The 24,801-nt window shown below is 46.9% G+C and carries 27 protein-coding genes; 17 read left to right on the top strand and 10 right to left on the bottom strand.

From position 1 onward, the window contains the following. Nucleotides 1-44: 44 nt before the first annotated feature. The gene (locus J4685_RS13590; protein WP_001083231.1) at nucleotides 45-929 is read right to left on the bottom strand and encodes an HARLDQ motif MBL-fold protein; all 885 of its coding nucleotides are present in this window, start codon (nucleotides 927-929) and stop codon (nucleotides 45-47) included. A gap of 73 nt (nucleotides 930-1,002) precedes the next feature. Between J4685_RS13590 and J4685_RS13585 the strand changes: the two genes are divergently transcribed. Further along, complete coding sequence (locus J4685_RS13585) at nucleotides 1,003-1,905, top strand: LysR family transcriptional regulator (RefSeq protein WP_001050861.1); 903 nt, start codon at nucleotides 1,003-1,005, stop codon at nucleotides 1,903-1,905. 49 nt (nucleotides 1,906-1,954) lie between these two features. On the opposite strand, the gene J4685_RS13580 is transcribed toward J4685_RS13585, so the two are convergent. Next, nucleotides 1,955-2,818 (bottom strand): YicC/YloC family endoribonuclease, encoded by an 864-nt coding sequence (locus J4685_RS13580; protein ID WP_000621352.1) that lies wholly within the window; start codon nucleotides 2,816-2,818, stop codon nucleotides 1,955-1,957. A gap of 125 nt (nucleotides 2,819-2,943) precedes the next feature. On the opposite strand from J4685_RS13580, the gene rph reads away from it, so the two are divergent. Both rph and pyrE read left to right on the top strand, forming a co-directional pair. Then, nucleotides 2,944-3,660 carry a ribonuclease PH gene (gene rph, locus J4685_RS13575; RefSeq protein WP_001247078.1) on the top strand — a complete coding sequence of 239 codons (717 nt, stop codon included), beginning with the start codon at nucleotides 2,944-2,946 and terminating at the stop codon, nucleotides 3,658-3,660. Between the two features lie 78 nt (nucleotides 3,661-3,738). After that, complete coding sequence (pyrE, locus tag J4685_RS13570; protein WP_000806168.1) at nucleotides 3,739-4,380, top strand: orotate phosphoribosyltransferase; 642 nt, start codon at nucleotides 3,739-3,741, stop codon at nucleotides 4,378-4,380. Nucleotides 4,381-4,457: 77 nt separating this feature from the next. Here pyrE and slmA read toward each other — a convergent pair whose 3' ends face one another. The 3 genes from slmA to coaBC form a co-directional block, all read right to left on the bottom strand. Beyond that, nucleotides 4,458-5,054, bottom strand: a complete 597-nt coding sequence (gene slmA, locus J4685_RS13565; protein WP_000818595.1) for a nucleoid occlusion factor SlmA — start codon at nucleotides 5,052-5,054, stop codon at nucleotides 4,458-4,460. Nucleotides 5,055-5,161: 107 nt separating this feature from the next. Next, nucleotides 5,162-5,620: a dUTP diphosphatase gene (gene dut, locus J4685_RS13560; RefSeq protein WP_000976078.1), complete on the bottom strand. Its 459-nt coding sequence runs from the start codon at nucleotides 5,618-5,620 to the stop codon at nucleotides 5,162-5,164. Further along, a complete protein-coding gene (gene coaBC, locus J4685_RS13555) occupies nucleotides 5,598-6,818 on the bottom strand; it encodes a bifunctional phosphopantothenoylcysteine decarboxylase/phosphopantothenate--cysteine ligase CoaBC (RefSeq protein WP_000050172.1) in 1,221 nt (406 codons plus the stop codon). The genes dut and coaBC overlap by 23 nt, the downstream gene beginning before the upstream one ends. A 175-nt stretch (nucleotides 6,819-6,993) precedes the next feature. On the opposite strand from coaBC, the gene radC reads away from it, so the two are divergent. The 4 genes from radC (at nucleotide 6,994) to mutM (ending at nucleotide 9,208) form a co-directional block, all read left to right on the top strand. Beyond that, the gene (gene radC / locus J4685_RS13550) at nucleotides 6,994-7,659 is read left to right on the top strand and encodes a RadC family protein (RefSeq protein ID WP_000380130.1); all 666 of its coding nucleotides are present in this window, start codon (nucleotides 6,994-6,996) and stop codon (nucleotides 7,657-7,659) included. A gap of 217 nt (nucleotides 7,660-7,876) precedes the next feature. Beyond that, on the top strand, nucleotides 7,877-8,113 hold the full coding sequence (gene rpmB, locus J4685_RS13545) for a 50S ribosomal protein L28 (RefSeq protein WP_001519051.1): 237 nt from the start codon (nucleotides 7,877-7,879) through the stop codon (nucleotides 8,111-8,113). A 20-nt stretch (nucleotides 8,114-8,133) separates the two neighbouring features. Beyond that, a complete protein-coding gene (rpmG, locus tag J4685_RS13540) occupies nucleotides 8,134-8,301 on the top strand; it encodes a 50S ribosomal protein L33 (protein WP_001051798.1) in 168 nt (55 codons plus the stop codon). 97 nt (nucleotides 8,302-8,398) lie between these two features. Continuing rightward, nucleotides 8,399-9,208: a bifunctional DNA-formamidopyrimidine glycosylase/DNA-(apurinic or apyrimidinic site) lyase gene (gene mutM, locus J4685_RS13535; protein WP_001114515.1), complete on the top strand. Its 810-nt coding sequence runs from the start codon at nucleotides 8,399-8,401 to the stop codon at nucleotides 9,206-9,208. Between the two features lie 27 nt (nucleotides 9,209-9,235). On the opposite strand, the gene coaD is transcribed toward mutM, so the two are convergent. Then, nucleotides 9,236-9,715, bottom strand: a complete 480-nt coding sequence (gene coaD, locus J4685_RS13530; RefSeq protein WP_001171888.1) for a pantetheine-phosphate adenylyltransferase — start codon at nucleotides 9,713-9,715, stop codon at nucleotides 9,236-9,238. 8 nt (nucleotides 9,716-9,723) lie between these two features. Then, nucleotides 9,724-11,001: a lipid IV(A) 3-deoxy-D-manno-octulosonic acid transferase gene (gene waaA, locus J4685_RS13525; protein ID WP_000891592.1), complete on the bottom strand. Its 1,278-nt coding sequence runs from the start codon at nucleotides 10,999-11,001 to the stop codon at nucleotides 9,724-9,726. A 408-nt stretch (nucleotides 11,002-11,409) separates the two neighbouring features. On the opposite strand from waaA, the gene rfaQ reads away from it, so the two are divergent. The 10 genes from rfaQ (at nucleotide 11,410) to J4685_RS13475 (ending at nucleotide 21,492) form a co-directional block, all read left to right on the top strand. After that, nucleotides 11,410-12,480 carry a lipopolysaccharide core heptosyltransferase RfaQ gene (gene rfaQ / locus J4685_RS13520; protein ID WP_071601178.1) on the top strand — a complete coding sequence of 357 codons (1,071 nt, stop codon included), beginning with the start codon at nucleotides 11,410-11,412 and terminating at the stop codon, nucleotides 12,478-12,480. Next, complete coding sequence (locus tag J4685_RS13515; protein ID WP_001261577.1) at nucleotides 12,477-13,601, top strand: glycosyltransferase family 4 protein; 1,125 nt, start codon at nucleotides 12,477-12,479, stop codon at nucleotides 13,599-13,601. The genes rfaQ and J4685_RS13515 overlap by 4 nt, the downstream gene beginning before the upstream one ends. Beyond that, nucleotides 13,594-14,391 (top strand): lipopolysaccharide core heptose(I) kinase RfaP, encoded by a 798-nt coding sequence (gene rfaP, locus J4685_RS13510; protein ID WP_000229833.1) that lies wholly within the window; start codon nucleotides 13,594-13,596, stop codon nucleotides 14,389-14,391. Before J4685_RS13515 ends, rfaP begins: the two co-directional genes overlap by 8 nt. A gap of 55 nt (nucleotides 14,392-14,446) precedes the next feature. Next, nucleotides 14,447-15,427: a glycosyltransferase gene (locus tag J4685_RS13505; protein ID WP_001280097.1), complete on the top strand. Its 981-nt coding sequence runs from the start codon at nucleotides 14,447-14,449 to the stop codon at nucleotides 15,425-15,427. A gap of 13 nt (nucleotides 15,428-15,440) precedes the next feature. Then, nucleotides 15,441-16,520, top strand: coding sequence for a lipopolysaccharide 1,6-galactosyltransferase (waaB, locus tag J4685_RS13500; protein WP_000683987.1), 1,080 nt, complete (start codon nucleotides 15,441-15,443; stop codon nucleotides 16,518-16,520). A gap of 5 nt (nucleotides 16,521-16,525) precedes the next feature. After that, complete coding sequence (gene waaO / locus J4685_RS13495) at nucleotides 16,526-17,539, top strand: lipopolysaccharide 3-alpha-galactosyltransferase (protein ID WP_000088490.1); 1,014 nt, start codon at nucleotides 16,526-16,528, stop codon at nucleotides 17,537-17,539. Between the two features lie 17 nt (nucleotides 17,540-17,556). Then, entirely contained in the window at nucleotides 17,557-18,567 is a 1,011-nt protein-coding gene (gene rfaJ, locus J4685_RS13490; protein ID WP_000376862.1) for a lipopolysaccharide 1,2-glucosyltransferase RfaJ, read from the top strand. Nucleotides 18,568-18,589: 22 nt separating this feature from the next. Then, the gene (gene rfaY / locus J4685_RS13485; RefSeq protein ID WP_000582809.1) at nucleotides 18,590-19,288 is read left to right on the top strand and encodes a lipopolysaccharide core heptose(II) kinase RfaY; all 699 of its coding nucleotides are present in this window, start codon (nucleotides 18,590-18,592) and stop codon (nucleotides 19,286-19,288) included. A gap of 149 nt (nucleotides 19,289-19,437) precedes the next feature. Then, nucleotides 19,438-20,247, top strand: coding sequence for a 3-deoxy-D-manno-oct-2-ulosonate III transferase WaaZ (waaZ, locus tag J4685_RS13480; protein ID WP_000536022.1), 810 nt, complete (start codon nucleotides 19,438-19,440; stop codon nucleotides 20,245-20,247). A gap of 99 nt (nucleotides 20,248-20,346) precedes the next feature. Continuing rightward, nucleotides 20,347-21,492: a lipopolysaccharide N-acetylglucosaminyltransferase gene (locus tag J4685_RS13475; protein ID WP_000591815.1), complete on the top strand. Its 1,146-nt coding sequence runs from the start codon at nucleotides 20,347-20,349 to the stop codon at nucleotides 21,490-21,492. Nucleotides 21,493-21,547: 55 nt separating this feature from the next. On the opposite strand, the gene rfaL is transcribed toward J4685_RS13475, so the two are convergent. Genes rfaL through rfaF form a run of 3 tightly spaced genes read right to left on the bottom strand, consistent with a single transcriptional unit; the run spans nucleotide 21,548 to nucleotide 24,801 of the window. After that, nucleotides 21,548-22,762 (bottom strand): O-antigen ligase RfaL, encoded by a 1,215-nt coding sequence (gene rfaL / locus J4685_RS13470; protein ID WP_000958455.1) that lies wholly within the window; start codon nucleotides 22,760-22,762, stop codon nucleotides 21,548-21,550. Nucleotides 22,763-22,801: 39 nt separating this feature from the next. After that, the gene (rfaC, locus tag J4685_RS13465) at nucleotides 22,802-23,755 is read right to left on the bottom strand and encodes a lipopolysaccharide heptosyltransferase RfaC (protein WP_001264608.1); all 954 of its coding nucleotides are present in this window, start codon (nucleotides 23,753-23,755) and stop codon (nucleotides 22,802-22,804) included. Next, a complete protein-coding gene (gene rfaF / locus J4685_RS13460; RefSeq protein ID WP_000699208.1) occupies nucleotides 23,755-24,801 on the bottom strand; it encodes an ADP-heptose--LPS heptosyltransferase RfaF in 1,047 nt (348 codons plus the stop codon). Before rfaF ends, rfaC begins: the two co-directional genes overlap by 1 nt.

Here is a 24,801-nt window from a genome sequence, read left to right as displayed (position 1 = left end):
AAATTACCTGAACGGCGCCCTGGACGCGCCGCCGGTGAGTCATTTCATTGTGGCTGCTGTGCGGTAAGTTGTGTGATGAAGCGCTGACGCGAGCGTTCCACATACTGTTGCAAGCCATTGGAATCAAAGAATGCCTGTGTATCGCCGTTGCGAAGTTGCTGTCGTTTCTCCAGTAGCCCGAAGCGGTCACCTTTGTTGGCAATAAAGATATCAACATGCTGGGCGGCCAGTGTTTTAAAGCTGCTCTGAATATCAGTAACCAGGTCAGGGTAATTTTTGTTGTTAATCAGCAGATAGTCAGGTGTGGCGAGACTATCTGCGTAAATTAGCGTCTTGCCGTTGCGGAGCGTTACGCGCCAGGAGGTTGAGCCGGGCAGATGTCCAGGCGTGAATAGTGCTGTCACGGTTACCCCTCCGAGGCTGATGCTTTCCTGGTTGTGGATAATTTTATCAGTGGTGACGGGCGGGAAGGGGAGCGCATCGCCAAGCGCAAAATCCTGTCGTCCACCCCTCGCCATCTGATCGGCGTTGGGTTGACTGGCGACCAATTGTGCGCCGCTCCACGCTTTCAAACGTGCCATGCCCCCCGCTTGATCCAGCCGCGCATGGCTGCTCAACAGATAGCGCACGTCAGTGAGGCGAAATCCTGCCGCTTCAATATTCGCTTTAATTTGCGGTGCGCTTTCATCCAGCCCCGCATCAATAAGAATATGCCCTGCCGGAGTGGTCAGCAGAATAGAAGAGAGATTTTCCGTACCGACATACCACACGCCTTCTGTGATTTGAAACGGCTTCATAGGCTTAGCCCACGCTTTAAACAGTGATAACGGAGGCGCGGGTGATAACGGTTGTGAAGGATCTAATGCCGCCATGGCAGGAAGTGCTGATGTTGAAAATATACATACAAAGAATAATACATAGCGATTCATAATGTTCTCCTGATTGAAGCGCCCGCAGTATACCTGGCAGTAATTTAGTCAGGTTCAATAAGAGAGACGTTTAATGAACTTGCTGCAAATGGATATGAACCTGTTAAAAGTACTGTATGTGCTGCTGGAGACGAGCTCTACGGGGAAAACGGCGCAAAAGCTGGCTTTGTCGCCTTCTGCGGTGAGTCATGCGCTAATGAGATTGCGCGATGCGCTAAACGATCCGTTGTTTCGACGGGAGGGGAACCGCCAGATTGCTACGCCTTATGCGCAGGCGCTGCGTGACAAGTTGGCGCCAGTGTTTGTTTCGCTTAATGAGGAGCTGTTTGGCGATAAAGAGAACGGCTCCCGTTGTTTCCGGGTGGTACTTCCTCCCGCATTGAACGCGCTGCTTACGCCCGTTCTCGCAGAGAAAGGTCATCTTCATCAGGCGGTGATCGAGTGCCTTCCTTTTGCCCGCCGACCCTGGCGTGATGAACTGTTGGATAGCTCGGTTGATTTGGTGCTGGCAATTGGCGACCATCAAAAGCAGGTCAGCGCTCTGCATTACGAGCGGGTGGGGACGACGCGTTTGATCGCGGTTTATGGCGCGCCATTGCGTTCACGTCTGGAGAATGCCGCAGCGTTGAATTTTGCTGATCTGCAGCATTATCAACACATTTACTGTTTGCCGTGGACAAAAGAGAACAACGAACTGGACAGGCAGCAGGCTCGTGCCGGGTTTGAACGTCCGTTGGCGTTTGTTTGTCATGATTACAGTCAACTTGCGCCTGCTGTCCAGTCGGCGCCGCTAATGGCGATTGTACCGCGCCCCTGGTATGAAAATTTATCCGATAAGCGCGGTCTTTTTGTCCTGCCGCTTGCCGGGGAGCAGGCGGAAGGCGCTATTTTTATGCAGTATCGGGCTTCGACGGTAGAGTGGAAGCGACGCCTTATCGACGCTATTCGCCGGAAATTAAAAACGTACTACCGATAAACGCGAGAGCCCGCATAAGGCGGGCTCTGTGACATATTGAGCGCCAGAATTATTCAATATTCTGGATCTGCTCGCGCATTTGCTCGATCAACACTTTTAATTCAATAGCGGAGTTAGTTACATCAGCGTTGATGGATTTAGAGGCCAGGGTGTTCGACTCACGGTTAAATTCTTGCATCATGAAGTCCAGACGGCGACCTACCGCCTCTTTTTTCTTCAGAATGTTGTAAGTCTCTTTGACGTGCGCTTCGAGACGATCCAGCTCTTCCGCCACATCAATGCGCTGCGCCATCATCACCAGCTCTTGCTCCAGACGGTTGTTTTCCAACTGAACCTGAGCATCTTCCAGCTTCGCGACCAGGCGTTCACGCTGCCATTGCAGGATTTCCGGCATATGCGCGCGGACTTTCGCTACTTCGGCGCTGACGCCTTCCAGACGTTGTTCAATCAGCGCTTTCAGCGCCTGGCCTTCCGTTTCGCGCGCGACGATAAAGTCATCCAGCGTACCGTCCAGTGCGGCTAAAATTTCTGCGGCAATCGCGTCCAGATCCTGCTCTTGCGCCGCCATGACACCTGGCCAGCGCAAAATATCAACCGGATTGATTTCCCCTTCGTCGCTCTGCATTTTGACCCAGTTTGCGGCGCTAACTAATTGTTTCGCGAGCTTTTCATTCAGAATAAGCTCGCCTTGCGCGCTGGCATCGGGTTCAAAACGCAGCATACATTCGACTTTGCCGCGCGTCAGGCGTGTACGAATGCGTTCGCGCACGACGGGTTCAAGACTACGGAACTGTTCCGGCAGACGAAAGTAAGTTTCCAGATAACGCTGGTTTACCGAGCGCATTTCCCAGGTCGCGCTACCCCATTCACCCTTGATTTCACGCCGGGCGTAGGCGGTCATACTGCGGATCATAGATGTTCCCGTTTTTAAAGGAGAGATGAGGGGATTATAGCTATCCATGCCTTGTCAGGATAGGAATAACCATCGGAAGTCCGTATAATGCGCAGCCACATTCGTTTTAAGCCGGAGATCTCAATATGCGTCCAGCAGGCCGTAGCGCTAATCAGGTGCGTCCCGTAACCCTGACCCGTAACTATACAAAACACGCTGAAGGCTCGGTACTGGTCGAATTTGGAGATACCAAAGTGTTGTGCACTGCCTCCATTGAAGAAGGCGTTCCACGTTTTCTGAAAGGACAAGGCCAGGGGTGGATCACCGCAGAGTATGGCATGTTACCTCGCGCTACCCATACCCGTAATGCGCGCGAAGCGGCAAAGGGTAAGCAGGGCGGTCGTACTATGGAAATTCAGCGTTTGATCGCGCGTGCGCTGCGTGCGGCGGTCGATCTGAAAACGCTCGGCGAATTTACCATTACGCTGGACTGCGATGTAATCCAGGCAGATGGCGGTACGCGTACAGCGTCTATTACCGGTGCCTGCGTGGCGTTGGCGGATGCGCTGAATAAATTGGTTGCCAACGGTAAGCTGAAAACCAATCCGATGAAAGGCATGGTGGCGGCGGTTTCCGTAGGCATCGTTAACGGCGAAGCGATCTGCGATCTGGAATATGTTGAAGATTCCGCCGCAGAAACCGACATGAACGTCGTGATGACTGAAGACGGCCGCATTATTGAAGTTCAGGGTACCGCGGAAGGCGAGCCGTTCAGCCATGAAGAACTTCTCACTTTGTTGGCGCTGGCCCGAGGGGGAATTGAATCCATTGTGGCGACGCAGAAGGCGGCGTTAGAAAATTGATTTTAAGGCGACTGAAAAGTCGCCTTTTTTTTGTCCGTAAATTTCGTAAATGATGAAAGTAAGAAAAGGAGCGAATCCATGAAACCGTATCAGCGCCAGTTTATTGAGTTTGCGCTTAACAAGCAGGTACTAAAGTTTGGCGAGTTTACGCTGAAATCCGGGCGCAAAAGCCCCTATTTCTTCAACGCCGGGCTGTTTAATACCGGGCGCGACCTGGCGTTGTTAGGCCGTTTTTATGCCGAAGCGCTGGTGGATTCCGGTATTGAATTTGATCTGCTGTTTGGCCCCGCGTACAAAGGTATTCCGATCGCGACGACGACGGCGGTTGCGCTGGCGGAACATCACGATAAAGACCTGCCGTACTGCTTTAACCGCAAAGAGGCAAAAGATCATGGCGAAGGCGGGAGTCTGGTGGGCAGCGCGCTACAGGGCCGCGTGATGCTGGTGGATGACGTGATTACCGCAGGTACGGCGATTCGCGAGTCGATGGAGATTATTCAGGCGCACAGGGCTACACTGGCTGGCGTACTGATTTCGCTGGATCGTCAGGAACGTGGCCGCGGCGAGATTTCCGCGATTCAGGAAGTGGAGCGCGACTATGGTTGTAAGGTTATCTCCATCATTACGCTGAAAGACCTGATTGCCTATCTGGAAGAAAAACTTGATATGGCTGAGCATCTGGCGGCTGTGCGAGCATACCGGGAAGAATTTGGCGTGTAAGCGAATTGCCCGGTGGCGCTTTACCGGGCCTATATTTCTGTCGCCTGGATAAGGCGTGAGCCACTATCCAGTCAGCGTTACTGCAACTGCGCGGCAATGAGCGGCCAGCGGGCGTCGAAATCGTCCGTTGGGCGGTATTTAAATTCGCTACGCACGAACCGTGAAAGCATACCTTCACAGAAGGCTAACAGCTGGCTTGCCAGCAGATTTTCATCCGTCGTGTAGCCTTCGCCTTCACGCATTCTTTTTTCTCGTAGCACCTGGCGGAGCTGCGCTTCGATGCGTTCAAAAAGCTGATTAATGCGCCCCTGCAGGCGATCCTGTTCAAACATCAGCGCATGCCCGGTAAGAATGCGCGTCAGGCCAGGGTTGCGTTCGCCAAAACCCAGAATCAGTAACACAATCAGGCGCAAACGCGTGCTGGTGTCTTTTTCATCTTTTAAAATCAGATTGATACGGGTAATCAGACTATCTTCGATAAACTCAATCAGGCTATCGAACATGCGGGTCTTGCTGGGAAAATGGCGGTATAGCGCCGCTTCGGAAACGCCGACCGAGGCCGCCAGTTTTGCCGTCGTGATGCGTTGGCTTCCATCGCTGGATTCAAGCATCAGCGCCAGTGACTGAAGTATTTCTTCGCGACGATTCCTTTTCGCAGTTTGTTTTTCTGCCATGTTACAAAATACCCCTGAAAATAAGCACTTGCCAGGCGAGCACCCACGCTATAACCGCAAACTCAGCGCTTGCGGCAGTATTATGACGTTATGGGGATGCGTAAAATTTACTTACGGCCAGAATGACCGAAGCCGCCCTCGCCACGTTCGGTGGCGTCAAATGCTTCCACCAGATTAAATTCGGCCTGAACGACCGGAACAAACACCATTTGCGCGATACGTTCGCCCGGTTCAATGGTAAAACTGTCCTGACCACGGTTCCAGATCGAAACCATCAGTTGCCCCTGATAATCGGAATCAATCAGCCCGACCAGGTTGCCCAGCACGATACCATGTTTATGGCCCAGGCCAGAACGCGGCAACATGACTGCCGCCAATGATGGATCGGCGATATGAATGGCCAGTCCGGTAGGCACCAACGTCGTTGCGCCAGGCGCCAGTTCTACGGCGTCGTCGAGACAGGCGCGCAGGTCAAGCCCGGCAGAACCAGAAGTAGCATAAGTCGGCAGCGGAAACTGCTGACCAACACGCGGGTCCAGAATCTTAACGTCGATTTTTTTCATCATAACGGGTCACGATCTCGTCGAGTAATAATTGGCCCAGGAGTTCTTTTCGCTCAAGCGGTAAGACTTTATCTCCATCCTGCCAGAAAAGGTGTAAAGCGTTTTTATCGCTATTAAATCCCTGATTTGAAAGAGAAACATCATTTGCACAAATCAGGTCAAGGTTCTTACGGGTACGTTTTTGCCGGGCGTATTCTTCCACATTATTCGTTTCCGCGGCAAACCCAACAACGTAGGGGCGATTGTCACTGAGTGCGGCCACCCCGGCGACAATGTCCGGGTTTTTGACCATTTTTATTATTAATTCATCACTTTGCGCCGCCTGTTTTTTGATTTTTTCACTGGCAATAGTCTCTGCGCGATAGTCAGCCACGGCGGCGCAGCTAATGAAAATATGCTGCTGTTGAACGGCGGCCTGAACAGCGGCTTCCATGTCCAGCGCGGTTATGACATCAACCCGTTTTACAAAAGGCGGCGTCGGTAACGAAACGGGACCGGAGACCAGCGTGACATTTGCGCCGCGACGCGCTGCGGCCGCCGCAATAGCGAAGCCCATTTTACCGGAGCTGTGGTTGGAAATATAACGCACCGGGTCGAGCGGTTCGCGCGTCGGGCCTGCCGTAATCATGATATTAAGATGTCGCAGATCGTTGACGGCAGCGAAATGCGCGGCGGCCTTATCAACGATAGCTAATGGGTCCAGCATTCGGCCTGGGCCTACATCGCCGCACGCCTGACTGCCGCTATCCGGCCCCCAAATGAACAGGCCGCGAGAGGCGAGCACCTCCAGATTATGTTGCGTGGCGGCAGCGCGGTACATCTGTTGGTTCATGGCCGGAAGAACGGCCACCGGGGCTGGCGTCGCCAGGCAGATGGTGGAGACTAAATCATTAGCCATACCCGATGCTACACGGGCGATCAGATCGGCGGTCGCGGGGGCAAGAATCACCAGGTCGGCCCATTTCCCCAACTCGATATGCCCCATCGCAGCTTCGGCGGCAGGGTCAAGCAGACTGTCGGATACGGGATAGCCCGACACGGCCTGTAAGCTCAGGGGGGTAATAAAGGCTTTTGCCGCCTCGGTCATTGCCACGCGCACGTCAGCGCCGCGCTCACGTAAACGGCGCACCAGCTCCGGCGTTTTATACGCAGCGATACCGCCGCTAACGCCGAGAACAATTTTTTTACCGGCCAGGCTCATCATGTCTTTCCTGTTGGGTGACTTTGAAAGGCGGCTATTTTATCACAATCTCTACGGCGTCGTGTCTTTGCCTGCGCTCCACTTTGCGAGGCGCTACGCAAGAACAAAATCGGGGCGTCGATCTCTCCCAAAGGCTGTGCCACTATGCCGCTTCCTTAAAAAAGGAGGTGCGCGTATGGATACGTTGGACGAATTATTGCCGCGTGAAAAAATGCTCAGATCCGGCATTGCTTCCCTCAGCGACGTGGAACTGCTGGCGCTTTTTTTACGTACCGGCACGCCGGGAAAAGATGTTATGACGTTGGCAAAAGAGATATTGCAGCACTTTGGGTCGCTGTATGGCCTGCTGTCGGCGGACTTTGCGCAGTTTCGCGGCGTAAACGGCATCGGCCTGGCGAAATTCGCGCAGTTGAAAGGCATTGCTGAGCTGGCAAGGCGCTATTACAGCGTGCGCATGAATGAGGAAAGTGCGTTGCTGAGTCCGGAAATGACGCGGGAATTTCTGCAAAGCCAACTGACGGGCGAAGAGCGTGAGATCTTTCTGGTGATCTTCCTAGATGTCCAGCACCGGGTGCTTCAGCACAGCCGCCTGTTTTCCGGCACGCTTAACCACGTAGAGGTGCATCCGCGTGAGATTGTTCGGGAAGCGATTAAACTCAATGCTTCAGCGGTCATTCTGGCGCATAATCACCCTTCAGGCTGCGCAGAGCCAAGTAAAGCAGATAAACTTATCACTGAGCGCGTGATAAAGTGTTGCCAGTTTATGGATATCCGGGTGCTCGATCACCTGATAATTGGGCGCGGAGAGTACGTTTCTTTTGCCGAACGCGGCTGGATTTAAGATTCTTTGCGCGATCCATCGGGATCTTTGTCTGTTCGGGACTTGAGCATATCGCCGGGTCAGCGTATACTACGCCACCTTTGAGAATCTCGGGTTTGGCATTTGGGCCTGGCAATCGAGAGTTCAATAGAACTGCGCGATGACCAGGCTGTAAAGCCTGACGAGGCGCCGATACCCCATACGAAGCTCGAGCTAATTTGATTTTTGGAGAATAGACATGTCCCGAGTCTGCCAAGTTACTGGCAAGCGTCCGGTGACCGGTAACAACCGTTCCCACGCACTGAACGCGACTAAACGCCGTTTCCTGCCTAACCTGCACTCTCACCGTTTCTGGGTTGAGAGCGAGAAGCGTTTTGTCACCCTGCGTGTATCTGCTAAAGGTATGCGTATCATCGATAAAAAAGGCATCGAAACAGTTCTGTCTGAACTGCGTGCCCGTGGCGAAAAGTACTAAGTACTAAGAGGAAATAAATCATGGCTAAAGGTATTCGTGAGAAAATCAAGCTGGTTTCTTCTGCTGGTACTGGTCACTTCTATACCACTACGAAGAACAAACGTACTAAGCCGGAAAAACTGGAACTGAAAAAATTCGATCCAGTTGTCCGTCAGCACGTGATCTACAAAGAAGCGAAAATCAAATAATTCTCGCTTTGATGTAACAAAAACCTCGCTTCGGCGGGGTTTTTTGTTTTCTGGCCGTCCCCATATTAATGAGACCTGCCACACAGCCGGAGACGTTATGCCTGAATTACCCGAAGTTGAAACCAGCCGCCGGGGTATTGAACCTCATTTAGTTGGCGCTACTATCCTGCACGCCCATATCCGTAACGGTCGTCTGCGCTGGCCGGTTTCAGACGAAATTTATCGTCTGAGCGACACACCCGTCCTTAGCGTTCAGCGTCGGGCTAAATATCTACTGCTGGAGTTGCCTGACGGCTGGATAATTATTCACCTGGGGATGTCGGGAAGCTTGCGGATACTGTCGGAAGCGCTGCCGGCGGAAAAGCACGACCATGTCGATTTGGTGATGAGCAATGGCAAAATTCTACGTTATACCGATCCTCGCCGCTTTGGCGCCTGGTTATGGACCAAAGAGCTGGAAGGACATAACGTACTGGCGCATCTGGGACCGGAGCCGCTAAGCGATGAGTTTAATGGCGAATATTTGCAACAGAAATGCGCGAAGAAGAAGACGGCGATTAAACCCTGGCTGATGGATAACAAGCTGGTGGTCGGCGTGGGGAATATCTACGCCAGCGAGTCGCTGTTTGCCGCTGGTATTCACCCTGACCGCCTGGCGTCGTCACTCTCGACAGAGGAGTGCGACCTGCTGGCACGGGTGATTAAAGCCGTTTTGCTGCGCTCTATTGAACAAGGCGGGACAACGCTGAAGGATTTTCTGCAAAGCGATGGGAAGCCGGGCTATTTTGCCCAGGAGTTGCAGGTGTACGGGCGCAAAGGCGAGCCGTGTCGGGTATGCGGTACGCCGATAGTCGCAACGAAACACGCACAGCGCGCGACGTTCTATTGCCGTCACTGTCAGAAGTAAAATGCCAGGCCCGGCAAGGAAGGAAACTTATTTCAACTTATCCATTAGCGCCTGATGCACATTGTCCGGCAGAAAGTGGGTCACATCGCCCTGATGGCGCGCCACTTCTTTGACCAGCGACGATGAAATAAACGACCACTCTTTGGACGGCATCAGGAAAACGCTTTCCAGTTGCGGCATCAGATGGCGATTCATATGCGCCAACTGCATTTCATATTCAAAATCCGCCACCGCGCGCAGACCACGAATCAGGATATTCGCCTGTCTGTCGCGGGCGAAATTGGCCATCAGGTCGCTAAAACCCACCACCTCTACGTTACCCAGGTGTGCGGTCGCTTTTTGCGCCAGCGCCACACGTTCGTTCAGGGTGAACATGGGTTTCTTGCCGGGGCTGGCGGCGATGGCCAGAATGACATGGTCGAACATCTGCGTTGCGCGCGTCACAATATCGAGATGACCGTTAGTAATCGGATCAAACGTGCCTGGATAAATCGCCCGTTTTTGCATGACAGCCCTCAATGCGTTTTCGGTGGCAGATAAGGTTCCAGCAGTTGCAGCAGACGCTGGAGCGCGCCCTGATTTTGATACAGCACTTCAACTGCGTGACGTCCGTAGAAATTACGATAATCAGCGTCGGTCAGTAAAGAGGAAACTTCTTTTGCCAGCGTAGCCGCATCGGTAATCGTGATAAGCCCGCTCGCCTGCTCCAGACGGGCGCAAATATCTTTAAAGTTAAAGGTATGCGGACCCATCAGTACCGGAATCGCATGAGCGGCGGCTTCCAGCGGGTTGTGACCGCCGCGTTCAACCAGCGAACCACCAACAAAGGCGAGATCGGCAATGCCATAGAGCAACATTAATTCGCCCATGGTATCGCCTACCACGACCTGGGTGCTGGCGGACGGCACTTCGCCCGAAGAGCGAGTGATGTAGCTTAACCCTGCCTGACGCACAAGATTGATAGCATCCGGGAAACGCTCCGGATGGCGGGGCACCAGAATCAGTAATAAATTCGGGAATTGATGTAATAACGCCTGGTGAGCGGCGATAACGATACTCTCTTCGCCATCGTGGGTGCTGGTGGCAATCCAGACCGGACGGTGCGGCGCCCACTGGCTACGTAGCGTAACGGCTTTAGCCGCCAGTTGCGGTGTAACTGAAATATCAAATTTCAGACTGCCGGTGACCGTGACCTGATTGTTCTTCGCGCCCAATGCCACAAAGCGTTCGCCATCTTCTTCGTTTTGCGCGGCAATCAGGGTGATACGGCGCAGGAGCGTACGGACAAACTTGCCAAGCTTCGCATAACCCGCGGCGGAGCGGGCGGAAAGCCGCGCATTAGCGATAACCAGCGGAATATGACGTTTGTGCAGCGCAGCAATCAGATTTGGCCAGAGCTCAGTCTCCATGATCAATACCAGCTTAGGATCAATCTTATTGAGGAAACGATTGAGCGCATCGGGCAAATCATAAGGTAAGTAAACGTGCTGAACATCGTTGCCAAAGGCAGACTGGACGCGCTCCGAGCCGGTCGGCGTCATGGTCGTTACGGTAATAGGCAGATCGGGATAGCGATGACGTAGAGCGCGGACCAATGGGATGGCCGCCAGAGTTTCGCCTACCGAGACGGAATGCAGCATGATTCCGCCTGGTTTCAACGGACGGCGGTAGAATCCGTAGCGTTCACCCCAACGTTTACGATAGACCGGCGCTTTACGTCCACGCACCCAAAGCCGTATCCAGATCAGAGGCTGAATAAGGTAGAGAAGAGCGGTGTAAAGCAATTCGAGCATAGTAAATAGCTGACTTATGGATGTGCTGGGGATTCTATGTATTTAGCCTGGGCTTTACCATTACTTTTCCCATTTTTGCGCCAAATTGGCTCAGAAGCGAGGATTCCAGGCGCTGAACCCCATTATTTTTGCATTTTTACGCAATCCATTGAAATTTGCCGCCCTTGTTGCCCCAGACAATGGGAATGACCATTCACAAGAGGGGGATAAATTATTATCTCTTTGAATTTATAATTAAAAAAATGATTGTGTATAAAAATTATTCGTATCGGATTGCTGCGAAAGAAGTGTTACACTAGCGCATCTAAAATGAGTGCGGTATTAGCCATCGGGTTGCTGTGAAGCCTGGGGCGGTAGCGTGCTTTTTTCTGCTTATTTATCCGGACAATTTCAACCAAAGAGTCGCTTGTGGAAAAGCCATTTCGAAGAATTCTGATTATAAAAATGCGTTTTCATGGAGACATGTTACTTACCACTCCTGTCATCAGCACGCTGAAGCAGAATTATCCCGATGCAAAAATCGATGTGCTTCTTTACCAGAACACCATACCGATATTGTCGGAAAATCCGGAGATTAATGCACTCTACGGCATCAGTAACAAAGGCGCAGGAACAAAAGAGAAGATCAAAAACGCGCTATCGTTAATCAAAAAATTGCGTGCTAACTCGTATGATCTGGTCGTCAATCTCACCGATCAGTGGAGCGTGGCGCTTATTGTGCGTTTTTTAAACGCAAAAATAAAAATCTCGCAGGATTTCGGTAATCGTCAGTCTGCTTTATGGAAAAAAAGCTTTACGCATTTAGTACCTTATGCGGGAGAACATGCTGTTGAGCGCACATTATCCGCGCTAAAGCCGTTAGCGCTAAAACAGTATGTCACAGAAACCACCATGAGCTATCGCCCGGAACATTGGGAAAACATGCGACAACAGCTCAAACAACTTGGTGTGACCCGACAATATATTGTTATTCAGCCTACGGCACGGCAGCTATTTAAGTGCTGGGATAATGATAAATTCTCGCAGGTTATTGATGCCGTGCAGCGCCGCGGTTATCAAGTTGTACTGACGTCAGGCCCGGCCGCAGACGAGATGGCCTGCGTGGATGCTATTGCACGCGGCTGTGAGACAAAACCGGTTACTGGTCTGGCGGGTAAAACTCGCTTTCCTGAATTGGGCGCGTTGATTGACCATGCGGATCTCTTTATCGGCGTTGATTCGGCCCCTGGTCATATTGCCGCAGCAGTCAAAACGCCGGTCATTTGCCTTTTCGGCGCGACGGATCATGTGTTCTGGCGTCCCTGGACCGACGACATCATTCAGTTTTGGGCAGGAAATTATCAGCCGATGCCTGAACGGCATGAGCTTGATCGTAATAAAAAATACCTTTCCGTTATTCCGGCTGAAGATGTTATCGCCGCGACGGAAAAAATGCTGCCGCATGAGGCACGCACCATAGATTTGGACAGCCTGCTATGAGAGTTGCCTTTTGCTTATATAAATATTTTCCTTTTGGCGGTCTGCAGCGTGATTTTATGCGCATTGCCCAAACCGTGGCGGCGCGAGGGCATCAGGTTCGTGTTTATACTCAGTCATGGGAAGGGGAATGCCCGGATAATTTTGAATTAATCCGCGTGCCGGTTAAATCCCGGACGAACCACGGTCGTAACGCAGAATATTATGCCTGGGTGCAACACCATTTGCGTGACCATCCTGTCGATCGGGTGGTTGGATTCAATAAGATGCCGGGCCTTGATGTGTATTACGCCGCAGACGTGTGTTATGCCGAAAAAGTCGCACAGGAAAAAGGTTTTTTCTATCGCCTGACATCACGGTATCGGCATTATGCTGCTTTTGAACGCGCCACGTTTGAACACGGCAAGCCGACGCAACTATTAATGCTGACGAATAAGCAGATTGCTGACTTCCAAAAACATTATCAGACTGAAGCGGAGCGTTTCCATATTCTTCCTCCGGGGATTTACCCGGACAGAAAATATAGCCAACAGATCCCGAACAGTCGTCAAATTTATCGTCAGAAAAATGGTATCTCAGAACAGCAAAAATTACTGTTGCAAGTAGGGTCTGACTTTACCCGTAAAGGTGTAGATCGCTCTATTGAAGCGCTGGCATCGCTACCCGAATCTTTACGGCAAAATACGGTGCTCTATGTTGTCGGGCAGGATAAGCCGAAGAAGTTTGCAGCACTGGCTGAAAGAAGCGGCGTCGGCACGAATGTGCATTTTTTCTCCGGACGTAATGATATCGCGGAGTTAATGGCGGCAGCCGACCTTTTACTGCACCCAGCCTATCAGGAAGCTGCTGGTATTGTTTTGCTGGAAGCCATTACTGCTGGTTTGCCGGTGCTGACAACCGCGGTGTGCGGTTATGCACATTATATTGTGGATGCCAACTGTGGCGAAGCGATGACTGAACCATTCCGCCAGGATGCGCTAAATGAGGTTTTACTCAAAGCGCTGACACAGCCTTCCTTACGCAACGCCTGGGCTGAAAATGCGCGGTATTATGCTGATACCCAGGATTTATACAGCTTACCGGAGAAGGCCGCGGATATTATTACAGGTGATTTAGATGGTTGAGCTGAAAGCGCCGTTAACCACACTATGGCGCGGTAAAGATGCTTTTGAGGAAGTGAAAACGTTACAGGGCGAAGTGTTCAGAGAGCTGGAGACGCGTCGAACATTGCGGTTCGAGCTGGACGGCAAAAGTTACTTCCTGAAGTGGCATAAAGGCACTTCGCTGAAAGAAATTGTGAAGAACCTGATTTCGTTACGTATGCCTGTTCTGGGCGCTGACAGAGAATGGCACGCTATTCATCGTCTACATGAGCTGGGCGTTGATACGATGCACGGCGTTGGTTTTGGTGAAAAAGGCGTAAACCCGCTAACCAGAACATCATTTATTATCACCGAAGACTTAACGCCTACCATTAGCCTTAAAGACTACTGCGCTGACTGGGCTGTTAATCCACCGGACGCGCAGGTGAAGTGGATGATCATTAAGCGTGTTGCGACTATGGTACGTAAAATGCACGCCGGGGGAATTAACCATCGCGACTGTTATATTTGCCACTTTCTTCTGCATTTACCTTTCACTGGTCGCGAAGAGGATTTAAAAATCTCCGTAATTGACCTGCATCGCGCGCAGATACGCCAGCGCGTTCCCCTTCGCTGGCGTGACAAAGATTTAATTGGGCTTTATTTTTCTTCAATGAATATTGGCCTGACTCAGCGAGATATATTCCGGTTTATGCGTGAGTATTTCTCTCTCCCCCTGCGAGAGATTTTGCAAAAAGAATCGGGGTTGATTCATCAGGCAGATGTTAAAGCCGCTCGAATTAAAGAAAGAACAATAAGAAAAAATCTGTAATTATAATAATTATGCACTCAGTGAGTAATTTATGAGTGAGACAAGGATAGACAGAATGTCTGACATTAAAAGTTATATTTCAAACCAAAAAAACATAATTCAACATGATGATTTTTTTGGAAGAAGACTGGACATTGCTCTTTGCTTTGATCATGGTTTTATAATGCCGGCAGGTGTGGCAATATATTCCATTATCGAAAATAATAAAGATATTGACTTGCATTTTCATTTATTGATATCGGGTGTGTCGGAGTATGATTTATTACCTTTTCTTGAATTGAAACAACCTAATGTATCAATTACAGCATATCATATTAACAATAATTTCGATATTAATCCGGAAACGTTAATTCTGGGTATTCCATTATCTACATGTCTTCGTTTTTTAATTCCGGATGTTGTTAATAAAGGAATTTCAAAAATTTTATATTTGGATTGCGATATTATTTGTCATGGTTCATTATCTGAGTTAATTGATATTAATCTTGAAGGGGAAATCGCAGGAGTGATCTTAGACTCGCCGGATATGCAAAAAAGAGTAAAACAATTAGATTATGGGGTGGATTTTAATGGGTATTTCAATGCAGGCGTGATGTTAATTAATAACTATGAGTGGAGAAAAAATAACGTAACTCAAGAATCTTTGTCTATGATTAATTGTGGTAAGATTTTTAGATATGCCGATCAGGATGTTTTAAATATTTTACTCAATGGAAAGGTGAAGTATCTCCAAAGAAAATTTAACAATAAAACGACATTATCTGTTAACTTTGATGCTGAAGCTAAAAATATAGATAATACTATTATTATGCATTATGTGACTCCAAATAAACCATGGTATAAGATATTTAAAGCAAGATATTTTGATCGATACTTTAATGAATCCCCATGGAAAAATAACAGGAGGTTTTTTTCACCATCCCCAAGTGAAATACGCCTTAAAGCAAAAAGAGAAATGTCAGGTAAAAATTACTCTATAGGATTATATTACTATTTTTGCTATTTAATATCTAAAGTCTTTAGATTAAGGTTTTAACTCTGGGGTATATATGAAAATAGCATTTATTGGCGAAGCGGTATCTGGTTTTGGAGGGATGGAAACCGTTATTAGCAACGTTATCCATACGTTTGAAAATAGCTCTCCGAAAATCAACTGTGAAATGTTTTTCTTTTGTCGTAATGACAAAATGGATAAAGCATGGCTAAAAGAGATTAAATATGCGCAATCATTCTCAAATATAAAATTAAGTTTTCTTCGTCGAGCTAAGCATGTTTATAATTTTAGTCAATGGTTGAAAGAAACGTCACCAGATATTGTGATATGTATTGATGTCATCTCATGTCTTTATGCCAATAAAGCACGAAAGAAAAGTGGTAAACAGTTTACTATTTTCTCGTGGCCGCATTTTTCGCTCGACCATAAAAAACATGCAGAATGTATAACGTACGCGGATTATCATCTGGCCATCAGTAGTGGTATTAAAGAACAGATGATGGCACGGGGTATCTCAGCGCAAAATATTAGCGTCGTTTATAATCCTGTCTCTATTAAAACAATCATTGTGCCGCCGCCTGAGCGCGATAAACCCGCTGTATTTCTCTATGTAGGGCGTCTTAAATTTGAAGGACAGAAAAGAGTTAAAGATTTATTTGATAGCTTAGCTCGTACGACAGGGGAATGGCAGCTACATATTATTGGTGATGGCTCAGATTTTGAAAAGTGCCAGGCCTATAGTCGGGAGCTTGGTATTGAGCAGCGTGTGATCTGGTATGGTTGGCAAAGCACGCCGTGGCAAGTTGTACAGCAAAAAATAAAAAATGTCACCGCGTTACTACTTACCTCTGCATTTGAGGGATTTCCTATGACCCTGCTGGAAGCAATGTCATATGGAATTCCGTGTATTAGTTCTGATTGTATGTCTGGTCCGCGCGATATGATTAAACCCGGCTTGAATGGTGAGCTTTACACCCCGGGGGCTATAGATGATTTTGTAGGACACCTTAATCGTGTTATTTCTGGTGAAGTAAAATATCAGCATGATATTATTCCCGGCACGATTGAGAGATTTTACGATGTGCTATATTTTAAAAATTTTAATAATGCGATATTCTCGAAATTACAAAAGTGATCACTATGAGCAGAAAATATTTTGAAGAAGAAGTCATTCAACAGACTTTAGATTATAACTATGCACAACATAGTGATGCTGATAAATTTAATATAGCTTATGGGATTGATAAAAACTTTCTTTTTGGCTGTGGTGTCTCTATTGCATCGGTTCTCCTCGCTAACCCAGAGAAGACGTTAGCTTTCCATGTTTTTACCGATTTCTTTGACTCTGAAGACCAGCAGCGATTTGAGGCATTAGCAAAACAGTACGCTACGCAGATTGTTGTTTACCTAATCGACTGTGAGCGCTTAAAATCGCTACCCAGTACCAAAAACTGGACCTATGCAACATACTTTAGATTCATTATCGCCGATTATTTTTCAGATAAAACAGATAGAGTACTTTATCTGGATGCAGATATTGCATGTAAGGGGAGTATTCAGGAACTTATTGATCTTAATTTCACTGAAAATGAGATTGCTGCTGTCGTTGCTGAAGGCGAGTTGGAATGGTGGACTAAGCGCTCGGTTAGCCTGGCAACGCCTGGGCTGGTTTCTGGCTATTTTAATGCCGGTTTTATTTTAATTAACATACCTCTTTGGACCGCAGAAAATATCTCTAAGAAAGCGATTGAAATGCTAAAAGATCCGGAGGTAGTACAGCGTATAACGCACCTTGATCAGGATGTATTAAATATATTGTTAGTGAATAAAGCGCGTTTTGTTGATAAAAAATTTAATACACAATTTAGTCTTAACTATGAATTAAAAGATTCAGTTATTAATCCAGTTGATGCTGAGACTGTATTTGTTCATTATATCGGACCAACGAAGCCCTGGCATAGTTGGGGGGCTTACCCCGTGTCACAATATTTTTTACAGGCTAAGAGCAACTCACCATGGTCTCATTGTGCACTTTTAAATCCAGTGACTAGCCATCAGTTACGTTATGCGGCAAAGCATATGTTTAATCAGAAGCATTATACTTCGGGTATAAATTATTATATAGCCTACTTTAAACGTAAACTTCTTGAATAAAACCCATAGGTGATGTAATGGATTCATTTCCTGAGATAGAAATAGCTGAATATAAAGTTTTTGATGAAAGTAATAATAATGATGATAACGTATTAAACATTTCTTATGGCGTTGATGAAAACTATCTTGATGGTGTGGGGGTATCAATCGCTTCAGTTGTATTAAACAATAATATTCCGCTCGCTTTTCACATTATTTGTGACTCATACTCCCCGTGTTTTGTAAAATATATAGAGCGTTTAGCCGTACAGCATCACATAAAAATTTCTCTTTATCTTATTAAAGTAGAAAGCCTTGAGGTATTGCCTCAAACTAAAGTATGGTCGAGAGCAATGTATTTTCGTTTATTTGCTTTCGATTATCTCAGCAAGAAGGTAAATACCTTACTTTATTTGGATGCCGATGTTGTATGCAAAGGATCTTTGCAAGATCTTCTACAGCTTGATTTGACAGAGAAGATTGCTGCGGTCGTAAAAGATGTTGATTCCATCCAGAATAAGGTAAATGAGAGATTAAGCGCTTTTAATTTACAAGGTGGTTATTTTAACTCCGGCGTGGTTTTTGTTAACCTGAAACTATGGAAAGAGAATGCCTTAACTGAAAAGGCATTTTTACTTCTGGCAGGTAAAGAAGCTGACTCTTTTAAATATCCCGATCAGGATGTTTTGAATATTCTCCTACAGGATAAAGTCATTTTTCTACCGCGACCATATAATACCATTTATACTATCAAAAGTGAGTTGAAAGATAAGTCACATAAAAAATATAGCAAGATAATTAATGATAATACTGTTTTAATCCATTATACGGGCGCTACAAAACCATGGCATGCCTGGGCAAATTATCCTTCAGTTATCTATTATAAAAATGCACGACTGAACTCGCCCTGGAAAGATTCTCCTGCAAAAGATGCGCGTACCATAGTTGAATTTAAGAAGCGATATAAACATCTTCTCGTGCAGGGGCATTATTTTAAAGGCCTTCTGGCTGGAAGCGCATATCTTTATCGTAAACTTTTCCACAAATAATTCCCCTCCCTAAATCTCCATTATGATTATTGAAAAAAAGATTAAAAACTATACCGTCTTTGTCAAAAAAGACGGTGAAAAATACATTGAGATATTCAAAGATTTTCTATCTTATAATCATCAGGTTATTAAAGTTTTTCGTAATATAGAAGATACAAAAGTTGTATTGATTAATACAGACTACGGAAAATATATTCTCAAAGTATTTAGTCCAAAAGTAAAAAATACTGAACGCTTTTTCAAATCGTTAGTAAAAGGAGATTACTACGAAAAGCTTTTTCATCAGACAGATCGCGTGCGGCGTGAAGGGTTTGCGGCGCTTAATGATTTTTACCTGCTGGCGGAAATTAAAACATTACGCTATGTAAAAACATACGTGATGATAATTGAGTATATTGAAGGTATTGAACTTGTTGATATGCCAGAAATTTCTGACGAGGTGAGAGGGAAAATCAAACAGTCGATATATTCTCTGCATCAGCATGGTATGGTTTCGGGCGATCCCCATAAAGGTAACTTTATCCTGCAAGGCAATGAGATCAGAATTATCGATTTGTCCGGAAAAAGACCTTCCAGACAACGAAAAGCAAAGGATCGTATTGATTTAGAAAGACATTATGGTATCAAAAATAATGTGAGAGATATCGGATTTTACTTATTGATTTATAAGAAAAAACTTCGAAATTTCTTGCGTCGTATTAAGGGTAAGGAAAAGCGCTGATCAATGTAGCACGTTTGGTTTAATTTAAGGGGCTGACTGACTTTTATTTGCTGCAGCGTTATGACATACTTGAGAGAATTTGAGATGTAATATTAGTTATTGAATATAACATTTATTTATAGGTTGCATGATAAACATACGAGTTTTTTATGGGCAGCGTTAACTTCATAACTCACGCCGATGTTCTGCAACTTATTGCGAAAAGAACGGCTGAAGATTGTATTATTTTTCTTTCTGGTCCTACGTCCAGAAAGACGCCGCTGTCCTTGTTACGAATGAAAGATGTCATTGCAGTCAATGGTTCTGTTCAATATTTGCTAAACAATAACGTCAAGCCATTTTTGTACCTTCTGACGGATGTTCGCTTCCTCCATCGTCGGCGCGAAGATTTTTATAACTTTAGCCGTAACAGTCAGTTCACTATCGTCAATCTTGATGTGTATGAACAGGCTTCAGTGGATGATCAAAAATATATTGAAGAAAACTGTTTAATTATTCGCTCCTTTTATCGCCGAGAAAAAGGGGGCTTTTTAAAGAAAATTAAATTTAATATCCTCAGGCGGGTTCATAAAGCATTACTTATTTCAGTTCCCCTTTCGAAAAGAGGGCGACTGGCTGGATTTTGCAAGGATATCAGCATCGGATATTGCTCTTGCCATACTATTGCTTATACCGCTATTCAGGTTGCCTATTCCCTCAAGTATGGCCGTATTATATGTTCTGGGCTTGACTTAACAGGAAGTTGCCCACGTTTCTATGACGAATCTACCAGCCCTATGCCATCTGAGCTTAGTAAAGATCTGTTTAAAATACTGCCATTTTTTACTTTTATGAGAAAAAATGTGAGTGATTTAAATATCTTTAATTTATCAGATGATACTGCAATTCATTACGATATTATTCTATATATTACAGCCTCGGAACTTGAGGATGAAATATATTACGATAAAATTGTCTAGATACTAGATAAATCATTATTTTGCGTTGCTTCGGCACGCATTTCTTTTTGTATAACATTTCTTTTTCTATAAAGTTAACTATTCTGGATTATAGCTATTATGATTAAAAAAATCATATTTACTGTTACTCCTATATTTTCAATTCCTCCTCGTGGCGCGGCTGCGGTAGAAACCTGGATTTACCAGGTTGCAAAACGATTATCAATACCGAATGCTATTGCTTGTATAAAGAATGCCGGCTATCCTGAATATAATAAAATAAACGATAACTGTGATATTCATTACATTGGGTTTAGTAAAGTTTATAAGCGTCTTTTTCAGAAATGGACTCGTCTCGACCCACTACCCTATTCCCAGCGCATCCTTAATATTAGAGATAAAGTGACTACCCAGGAAGATAGCGTCATTGTTATTCATAATAGTATGAAACTGTATCGGCAGATCAGAGAGCGCAATCCGAAAGCAAAACTGGTTATGCACATGCATAACGCATTTGAACCAGAACTTCCTGATAAGGATGCAAAAATTATCGTGCCCAGTCAGTTTCTTAAAGCGTTTTATGAAGAAAGATTGCCCGCCGCTGCTGTTAGTATTGTGCCTAATGGTTTTTGTGCTGAGGCTTATAAAAGAAACCCACAAGATAATCTTCGTCAGCAATTAAATATTGCAGAAGATGCCACTGTTCTCTTATATGCCGGGAGAATTTCGCCTGATAAAGGCATCCTGTTGCTTTTGCAGGCGTTCAAACAATTACGTACCTTAAGAAGTAATATTAAACTTGTCGTTGTTGGCGACCCTTATGCAAGCCGCAAGGGTGAAAAAGCAGAGTATCAAAAGAAAGTACTGGACGCTGCAAAAGAGATTGGAACGGATTGTATTATGGCTGGGGGGCAATCTCCTGACCAGATGCATAACTTCTATCATATAGCCGATCTGGTTATCGTGCCATCTCAGGTTGAAGAAGCATTTTGCATGGTGGCTGTAGAAGCGATGGCAGCAGGAAAAGCGGTTCTTGCCAGCAAAAAAGGGGGGATTAGCGAATTTGTGTTAGATGGCATAACGGGCTATCACCTCGCAGAACCTATGTCGAGCGACAGTATAATTAATGATATTAACCGTGCGCTTGCTGATAAGGAACGCCACCAGATTGCCGAAAAAGCAAAATCCCTGGTGTTTTCAAAATACAGTTGGGAAAATGTAGCGCAGCGTTTCGAGGAACAAATGAAAAACTGGTTTGATAAGTGATTGAGTCCTGATGATGGAAAACGCGCTGATACCGTAATAAGTATCAGCGCGTTTTTTATCTATTTCTTAGCGCCAGCAGAAAACCGGTAATGATACCAATTTGAGCAATATCGACCTGTTCAAAATTGCCACGAACGATATAAAAACCGACGAAAGATAAAAATAGCAAGAGATGAGCATTGTAGGGGCTTATCTCTACTTTCCTGAAGGTAGAGCTGGCTGTTTCCCTGATGATAGCACCATATAAATAGGCCAGGCTCGCCAGACCCAATATGCCTGCACTAAACCAGATGTACAGAATGGTATTATGCGGACCGATAGATTCTTTAAAGGTCCACGTTGGATAATCGACAACGCGTTTATTATAAACACCATCATACACATCATTACCATAGCCGTAGCCCTTGATCGGGTTTTCCTGAATCAGTATCCACGCGGTGCCCTGGGTTCCGTTAGTATAACGATATGAGCTATCTGTCTGCTGTAATTTATACAGTAAATGTTCTGGGTCTGGTTTGTTATTATGTTGAGTGATAACCAAAGCGCCGATAATGGCTAATAAAATGGCACCAATTCCTATTAACTTCCATTGGCGATTCAGTATTGCCCACAGAACACCTACTATAAGCACCGCCAACCATGCCCCTCGCGATAGGGTTCCCAGGATAAAGAAAAGGTAGATAGCGCTAAGCACCAAAAAAACCAACTTAATTGCATTTTTTCTAAACAGCCAAATATTCAATAATGCTGGAAATAAGAAAACCATGGAATCGGACATATGTCGATGCGCATAGCTTATGAATGGCATAATCCCTTTATTATAGTCCTCGATATACAGAATACTCTCTGCAAGGCAGCGAAGTCCTAAACTTGTTAAAAAGGAGAAAAGTACTATTTTCGCAACCGTTTCTTTTGTTTCATCTTTTAATAGTACGGGAATTAATAAAGTATATAATAAGAAACCCTCCAGTACCGTATTTTCAAATTCCTTGAAACTTTCTTTCATATCTGGCGATATGAGTATGGAATAAACAAGGATTAATGATAATACTGCTACGCTATAAAATACGCTATTTTTGAAAAGAGGGGGGAAACTTTTCGGTGAGCGTGAGACCTGATAAATCGCGGTGATAACCATAAGTATGATTATCAAATGTTTATAACGCGTAATACCATCCAGAAAATACGTGGCAACAAAAAGAAAAACCAGCGCTTTATTCCAGATCGGCTTCCATTTCTCTTTATTTAACGTTAATGATGTGGTTAGCATCTTTTCTCCACAATAGGTTTGGGATGAGACAGAGTCTCTTTAATGAATCTTTCCAAATACGCTTGTGGCATCTAAATTCGCCAGGTTTTGTTCTGGTGAGCAGCATGCCATTTGGTTCTTCCCATAACCTCCAATTAACCCAGGGTCCGTTGGGCCATATAGCGTAATATTCGGTCTGTCGAGCGCCGCGGAAAGATGGCTCAGGCCGGTATCAACCGATACGACAAATTTTGCGCCAGCCAGCACTCTGGCGACCTCCTCCAGGCTCATGCGCGGTAACACATCCACATAGTCAAAGCCTTCGGCCAGTCGTTTAGCCCGGGCCTCCTCATGAGGCGCGCCCCAGGGAAGTTTTATCCGTAATCCGGTGTTGCCCACCAGGCCGATAAGCTCGCGCCAGTTTGCTTCCGGCCAGTGTTTATCATCGCGGGTCGTGGCATGTAAAAACACCGCATATGGATCGCTAACCGCCTGCTGACAATGCAGAAAATGTTTTGCGATGGCATAATCGCCCTGCGACTGCGGTTTATCGTATCCCAGGCTTTTGGCGAACAGCTCGCGCGTCCGTTCAACCGCATGTTGTTGCTTTGCGATATGGTGTTTACGGTTATAAAACAGGCTGGCCAGCGGTTCGCGGGCGGTACTCCAGTCCATACCGTGCTTTATCCCATGCGCCAGACGCGTCACCAGCGCCGCGCTTTTTACCAGCCCCTGCGCATCAATCACAGCGTCGTATTGGTATGCGCATACCGCCCGATGAAAGGCTATGCGTTCCGCTTTAATGGGCGCGGAAAACCAGGCCTTGCGCCATCGGCGAATAGCGACGGGAATCACGCGATCGACAGCACTGTGCCAGGACGGAATTTGCGCAAACCCTTCTTCGACAACCCAATCAAATTGAATCCCCGGAATCGCCTGTTGCGCGTCGGTAAGCGCAGGCAGGGTATGTAATACGTCGCCCATCGATGATGTTTTAACGATCAAAACCCGCATTAAACGCCCTCTTCCGACAACAGCGAATGAAGCTCTTCCAGAACCCGTTGCGGCGTGATATCGATCAGGCTCTGGTGATAGCCTTGCGCCGTATCGCCTTTACGCACTTTGTGGTAACCCGTAATGAGACGAATCACCCGGGCCTTATGAGACAGCGGCGGCGTGAAATCCGGGCTACTTGGGCCATACAACGCGACCAGCGGGCGGTCGAGCGCCGCCGCGACGTGCATCAGTCCGGAATCGTTAGTGACGATGGCTTTACAGGCGGCTATCAGAATGACGGCCTGTTCCAGCTGGGTTTCCCCTGCCAGGTTGCGACACCATGCCTGTTGCTCGCTATTCAGCGCCGCCAGGATCTCATTTCCGGCTTCATGGTCTTTTGCCGAGCCAAACAGCACGACCTGATACCCTTCGTTAATGAGCTGCTTTGCCAGTTCGGCGTAGTGATAGTGCGGCCAACGTTTTGCCGGGCCAAATTCTGCTCCGGGGCAAAAGCCGATTAGAGGACGTTCAGAAGATAGCGAAAAATCGCTGCACATCAGCGATTTTTCACCCTCGCTAACCTGGAGCTGCGGCCAGAGCAGCGGCTGCGGCAGATCTTTCGCCGTGCGCATCACGCCCTTGTCATAGGCCAGCGCCACGTAGCGCTCCACCATCAGCGGCCAGGCGTCTTTATCAAGGACGCGCGCATCGTTCAGCAGGCCATAGCGCATTTCGCCACGCCAGCCGGTACGGTGCGGGATATTGGCAAAGAAAGGAATCAGCGCCGATTTAAACGAATTTGGCAGCACCCAGGCGCGATCGTAGCGCCTCTCTCGCAGGCTATGGCCCAATCTGCGGCGCTCGCCGATTTCCAGTGCGCCGTGGCCCAGCGGCATGGGTATCGCCTCGTTAACTTCCGGCATACGCGATAACAACGGACGGCACCAGGCTGGCGCCATCACGTCGATTATCGCCTGGGGATAGCGCGCTTTAAGCGTGCGATAGAGACTTTGCGACATCATCATGTCGCCCACCCAGGACGGGCCAATAACCAAAATTTTCAT

This window comes from Salmonella sp. 32100201201700099SM, from assembly GCF_017572645.1.
Taxonomy (GTDB): domain Bacteria; phylum Pseudomonadota; class Gammaproteobacteria; order Enterobacterales; family Enterobacteriaceae; genus Salmonella; species Salmonella enterica.
This window is presented reverse-complemented; position numbering and strand designations above follow the sequence as displayed.